Here is a 782-nt window from a genome sequence, read left to right as displayed (position 1 = left end):
TCTCTCATAAGGCGCTCAATAAATTCAGATTGAGATATTCCCTGAGCGGTGGCCAAACTGCGGAGTATGTCTTTAGCCGTCGGGGTTAAGCCAAGAGAAACTGGTTTTTTGACTTCTTCATATATTTCTGGCTGATTTCTCTGACTCTTGTATCCTTTTTTTGCCATGTCAAAGCCTCTTTGCTGATTTGTTGGGGGACAAGCTCTCACTTCGCTCTGCTCTGGAAACGAACCAAAAAAAAGGAGCTCCTGGGGAACTCCGTGTTGGGTTTTTTCATTAGTATTAATTGAAAAGTCAATTCTTGGCTGTGAGGCGTTGTTTTTCTCAACGCCTGCCAAACAAGACGACTATCAGAATTTTAGAGAGATGTATGAGTGCTGGTTTGATATAGCAGTGCTTACTTTGGGAAAAATAGCGAGTGCTATATTTCTGAAAGTTTGGGCTGCTGTAAAGCAGCATAGCATCAATGAATCTGAATTGACAACAGTTAGTAAATTCTCAGTGATTTAGTCTTTAAGTTTCTGCTAGATTGCCTTTAGCTCTTAATAAGAGGATGGTAGTGGTTGAAAACTTAACTTTTATTTACAGTCTGCTTTCCACCCTATCCACTTTACGTCAAGTCTCTTCTCATTTGCGATCGCGCCTGATTCAAGCCCTCAGAGTGAATCCAGCCGATTTCGCCGCCATAAATCATTCTGCCATCGGGTGCGCCTAGTACGGCAATGGCTTCTAGCACGTCCTGCTGGGCCACCTAGAAATGACCAAAGCTGCTGTGATCGCAG

1 protein-coding gene is annotated in these 782 nt (G+C 43.2%); it reads right to left on the bottom strand.

The genetic code is table 11. From position 1 onward, the window contains the following. Window positions 1-610 precede the first annotated feature (610 nt). Window positions 611-751, bottom strand: coding sequence for a hypothetical protein (locus OSCIL6407_RS37530; RefSeq protein ID WP_019488073.1), 141 nt, complete (start codon window positions 749-751; stop codon window positions 611-613). Between the last annotated feature and the right edge of the window lie 31 nt (window positions 752-782).

This window comes from Kamptonema formosum PCC 6407 (genome assembly GCF_000332155.1).
Taxonomy (GTDB): Bacteria; Cyanobacteriota; Cyanobacteriia; order Cyanobacteriales; family Microcoleaceae; genus Kamptonema; species Kamptonema formosum.
This window is presented reverse-complemented; position numbering and strand designations above follow the sequence as displayed.